The sequence below is a fragment of the Piscinibacter sp. genome, from assembly GCF_050175855.1.
Taxonomy (GTDB): Bacteria; Pseudomonadota; Gammaproteobacteria; order Burkholderiales; family Burkholderiaceae_C; genus Piscinibacter.
Genome location: NZ_JBFXIO010000411.1, coordinates 1 through 4219, shown reverse-complemented (window position 1 = coordinate 4219; position 4219 = coordinate 1). Strand labels below are relative to the sequence as shown.

General features: G+C 66.2%; 5 protein-coding genes. 3 read left to right on the top strand and 2 right to left on the bottom strand.

Annotation, left to right across the window (positions count from 1 at the left end; translation table 11 throughout):
* Window positions 1-629: isocitrate/isopropylmalate family dehydrogenase (locus AB7U92_RS22730; RefSeq protein ID WP_428582384.1), on the top strand; the 629-nt coding region annotated here is incomplete at its 5' end.
* 77 nt (window positions 630-706) lie between these two features.
* On the opposite strand, the gene AB7U92_RS22725 is transcribed toward AB7U92_RS22730, so the two are convergent.
* Window positions 707-961, bottom strand: coding sequence for a cold shock domain-containing protein (locus AB7U92_RS22725; RefSeq protein WP_428582382.1), 255 nt, complete (start codon window positions 959-961; stop codon window positions 707-709).
* 204 nt (window positions 962-1165) lie between these two features.
* On the opposite strand from AB7U92_RS22725, the gene clpS reads away from it, so the two are divergent.
* A complete protein-coding gene (gene clpS / locus AB7U92_RS22720; protein ID WP_428582380.1) occupies window positions 1166-1522 on the top strand; it encodes an ATP-dependent Clp protease adapter ClpS in 357 nt (118 codons plus the stop codon).
* Entirely contained in the window at window positions 1519-3825 is a 2307-nt protein-coding gene (gene clpA, locus AB7U92_RS22715; protein ID WP_428582378.1) for an ATP-dependent Clp protease ATP-binding subunit ClpA, read from the top strand. Before clpS ends, clpA begins: the two co-directional genes overlap by 4 nt.
* 2 nt (window positions 3826-3827) lie before the next feature.
* Here clpA and AB7U92_RS22710 read toward each other — a convergent pair.
* On the bottom strand, window positions 3828-4219 hold a 392-nt coding region (locus tag AB7U92_RS22710; protein ID WP_428582376.1), incomplete at its 5' end, for a zinc-dependent peptidase.

The following is a 4219-nucleotide window of genomic DNA, read 5'->3' as shown; positions in this document are numbered from 1 at the left end:
GCCTGGTGCGCAAGGCGATCCAGTACGCCATCGACAACGACAAGCCCAGCGTGACCATCGTGCACAAGGGCAACATCATGAAGTTCACCGAGGGCGGCTTCCGCGACTGGGCCTACGCCCTGGCGCGCAACGAGTTCGGCGCCGAGCTGATCGACGGCGGCCCGTGGTGCAAGTTCAAGAACCCCAAGACCGGCAAGGACATCGTCGTCAAGGACTCGATCGCCGACGCATTCCTGCAGCAGATCCTGCTTCGCCCGGCAGAGTATTCGGTGATCGCCACGCTGAACCTCAACGGCGACTACATCTCCGACGCGCTGGCGGCGCAGGTCGGCGGCATCGGCATCGCGCCGGGCGCGAACCTGTCCGACTCGGTGGCTTGCTTCGAGGCCACCCACGGCACGGCACCGAAGTACGCCGGCAAGGACTACGTCAACCCGGGCTCCGAGATCCTCTCGGCCGAGATGATGCTGCGCCACATGGGCTGGACCGAGGCGGCCGACCTGATCATCAGCTCGATGGAGAAGGCGATCGCCTCCAAGAAGGTCACCTACGACTTCGCCCGCCTGATGGAAGGCGCGACGCAGGTGTCGTGCTCCGGCTTCGGCCAGGTCATGATCGACCACATGTGAAGGCGGCGGCAGCGCCGCCTGCGACGAAAAGAAAAGGGCCCGCATCGCGGGCCCTTTTCTTTCGTGGCAGCAGAGACTCAGCGCTCGGACTCGGCGGTGTCGGGCGCCCGGCGGGTGGCGCCCGCGGCGTCGACCGGCTGGATGTTCTGCGCCAGCTGACCCTTGGGGCCCTGCACCAGCTCGTAGCTGACCTTGCCGCCCTGCTTGAGGGTGCGGAAGCCGTCCATCTGGATGGCCGAAAAATGGGCGAAGACGTCGTCGCCGCCGCCTTCGGGTTCGATGAACCCGAAACCCTTGGCGTCGTTGAACCATTTCACGGTGCCGATCGGCATGTCGCTCTCCTCAATCGATCGGCAATTTTCGAGCGCTGCTCGCTCGCGTGTCAAGGAAGCAACGCAAGCCGCGCGACCGCCCCAACGCCCGCGGCACCGAACAGCGGGGTCTTGAACCGTCATTTCGCGCACTTGTGATCCACCGGCGAAGCGCAATATCCAGCCGAGTGACCGGGTCCGCGGCCAACTCGATAGAATGGTTTCATGCCAGACGAAACACCGCCGCAGCCCCCTGTGCCCCCGGGTACAGGCAAGCCCGATGACGGGCAGGGCGCGGTCGTCGTCGAGCGCAAGACGCAGCGAACGCAGCCGCCGCGGATGTACCAGGTGGTGATGCTCAATGACGACTACACGCCGATGGAGTTTGTCGTCATGGTGCTGCAGGAGTATTTCAAGCGCGACCTCGAAACCGCGACCCAGATCATGTTGAAGATTCACCATGAGGGTCGCGGTGTCTGCGGCGTCTATACCAAGGACGTGGCCGCGACCAAGGTAGAACTGGTACTGGCCGCTGCGCGTCGCGGCGGCCACCCGTTGCAGTGCATTATGGAGGCCGCATGATTGCCCAGGAACTCGAAGTCAGCCTGCACATGGCGTTCGTCGAGGCGCGCCAGCAGCGCCATGAGTTCATCACCGTGGAGCACCTGCTGCTGGCACTGCTCGACAACCCCTCGGCCGCCGAGGTGCTGCGCGCGTGTTCGGCCAACATGGACGACCTGCGCAAGAGCCTGGCCGGTTTCATCAAGGAAAACACGCCCACGGTCGGTGGCACCGAGGAGGTCGACACCCAGCCGACGCTAGGTTTCCAGCGCGTGATCCAACGCGCGATCATGCACGTGCAGTCCACCGGGAGCGGCAAGAAGGAAGTCACCGGCGCCAACGTGCTGGTCGCGATCTTCGGCGAGAAGGACTCCCATGCCGTGTACTACCTGCACCAGCAGGGCGTGACGCGGCTGGACGTGGTCAATTTCATCGCCCATGGCATCAAGAAGAGCGATCCGCCCGAGCCGAGCAAGCCCAGCGAGGGCAGCAGCGGCGGTAACGAGGGCGAGAAGGAAGAAGGCGAAGGCAAGGGTTCGCCGATCGACCAGTTCACCCAGAACCTCAACCAGCTCGCCCGCGACGGCAAGATCGACCCGCTGATCGGCCGCGAGCACGAGGTCGAGCGCGTGATCCAGATCCTGTGCCGCCGGCGGAAGAACAACCCGCTGCTGGTCGGCGAGGCGGGGGTCGGCAAGACCGCCATCGCCGAGGGCCTGGCCTGGCGCATCACCCAGGGCGACGTGCCCGAGGTGCTGTCGCACTCGGTGGTCTACGCACTCGACATGGGCGCGCTGCTGGCCGGCACCAAGTACCGCGGTGACTTCGAGCAGCGCCTGAAGGGCGTGCTCAAGCACTTGAAGGACCAGCCCAACGCGATCCTCTTCATCGACGAGATCCACACGCTGATCGGTGCGGGTGCGGCCTCGGGCGGCACGCTCGACGCCAGCAACCTGCTCAAGCCGGCGCTGAGCTCCGGGTCGATGAAGTGCATCGGCGCGACCACCTTCACCGAGTACCGAGGCATCTTCGAGAAGGACGCTGCGCTGTCGCGGCGCTTCCAGAAGATCGATGTGGTCGAGCCCTCGGTCGAGCAGACCGTGGAGATCCTCAAGGGCCTGAAGTCGCGCTTCGAGGAGCACCACAGCGTCAAGTACGCGCTCGGCGCGTTGCAGGCCGCCGCCGAGCTATCGGCCAAGTACATCAACGACCGCCACCTGCCCGACAAGGCGATCGACGTGATCGACGAAGCCGGCGCGGCGCAGCGCATCCTGCCCAAGAGCAAGCAGAAGAAGACCATCACGCGCGCCGAGGTCGAGGACATCGTCGCCAAGATCGCGCGCATCCCGCCGACCAGCGTCTCCAGCGACGACCGCGGCAAGCTCAAGAGCCTGGACCGCGATCTGAACAGCGTGGTGTTCGGTCAGGAACCGGCCATCGAGGCGCTGGCCTCGGCCATCAAGATGGCGCGCTCGGGCCTGGGCCGGCCGGACAAGCCGATCGGCTCCTTCCTCTTCAGCGGCCCCACCGGCGTCGGCAAGACCGAGGTCGCCAAGCAGCTGGCCTACATCCTCGGCATCGAGCTGATCCGCTTCGACATGTCGGAGTACATGGAGCGCCATGCGGTGAGCCGCCTGATCGGCGCGCCTCCGGGCTACGTCGGCTTCGACCAGGGCGGCCTGCTGACCGAGGCGATCAGCAAGAAGCCGCACGCGGTGCTGCTGCTCGACGAGATCGAGAAGGCGCACCCCGACGTCTTCAACGTGCTGCTGCAGGTGATGGACCACGGCACGCTGACCGACAACAACGGGCGCAAGGCCGACTTCCGCAACGTCATCATCATCATGACGACGAACGCAGGCGCCGAGACGATGCAGAAGTCGACCATCGGCTTCACCAGCTCGCGCCAGGCCGGCGACGAGATGGGCGACATCAAGCGCCTGTTCACGCCGGAGTTCCGCAACCGGCTCGACGCGATCGTCTCGTTCCGCGCGCTCGACGAGGAGATAATCCTGCGCGTGGTCGACAAGTTCCTGCTGCAGCTCGAGAGCCAGCTGGCCGAGAAGAAGGTGGAGGTCACCTTCACCGATGGCCTGCGCAGGCACCTGGCCAAGACCGGGTTCGACCCGCTGATGGGCGCACGCCCGATGCAACGGCTGATCCAGGACACGATCCGGCGCGCGCTGGCCGACGAGCTGCTGTTCGGCCGCCTGGTCGACGGCGGCCGGCTGAGGGTGGACATCGACGCCGACGGCAAGCCGGTGCTCGACATCACGCCGCCGAAGAAGAGCGACAAGCCGAAGGCTGAGCCGGCGACGGCCTGAATTCAGCCGGCGCTGGTCGCCGGGTCCTGCCGGTAGTAGCCGGCGAGCAGGTCGTACAGCGCCGGGTGCTCCCGGCGCATGGAGCCCGCGTCGACGAAAAAGAGCTCCGAGGCGACGGCGAAGAATTCGTCGATGGCCTCGGCGCCGTAGGGATCGATCAGCGTCTCCTCGCCGGCGTCCACGCGCTGGCAGAAGTCGTTCCATTGCGGCTCGAGCACCGCCAGCCAGCGCTCGCGGGAGGCGCGGTCGGGCAGCAGCGGCACGCCATCGGCGGCGCCGTCGCGCATGTCGAGCACATGCGCGAACTCGTGGACCACCACGGTGTAGCCCCAGGCGGCGCTGTCGCCGGCATCGTCCACGTCGCGCCACGACAGCATCACCGGCCCGCCCTCCA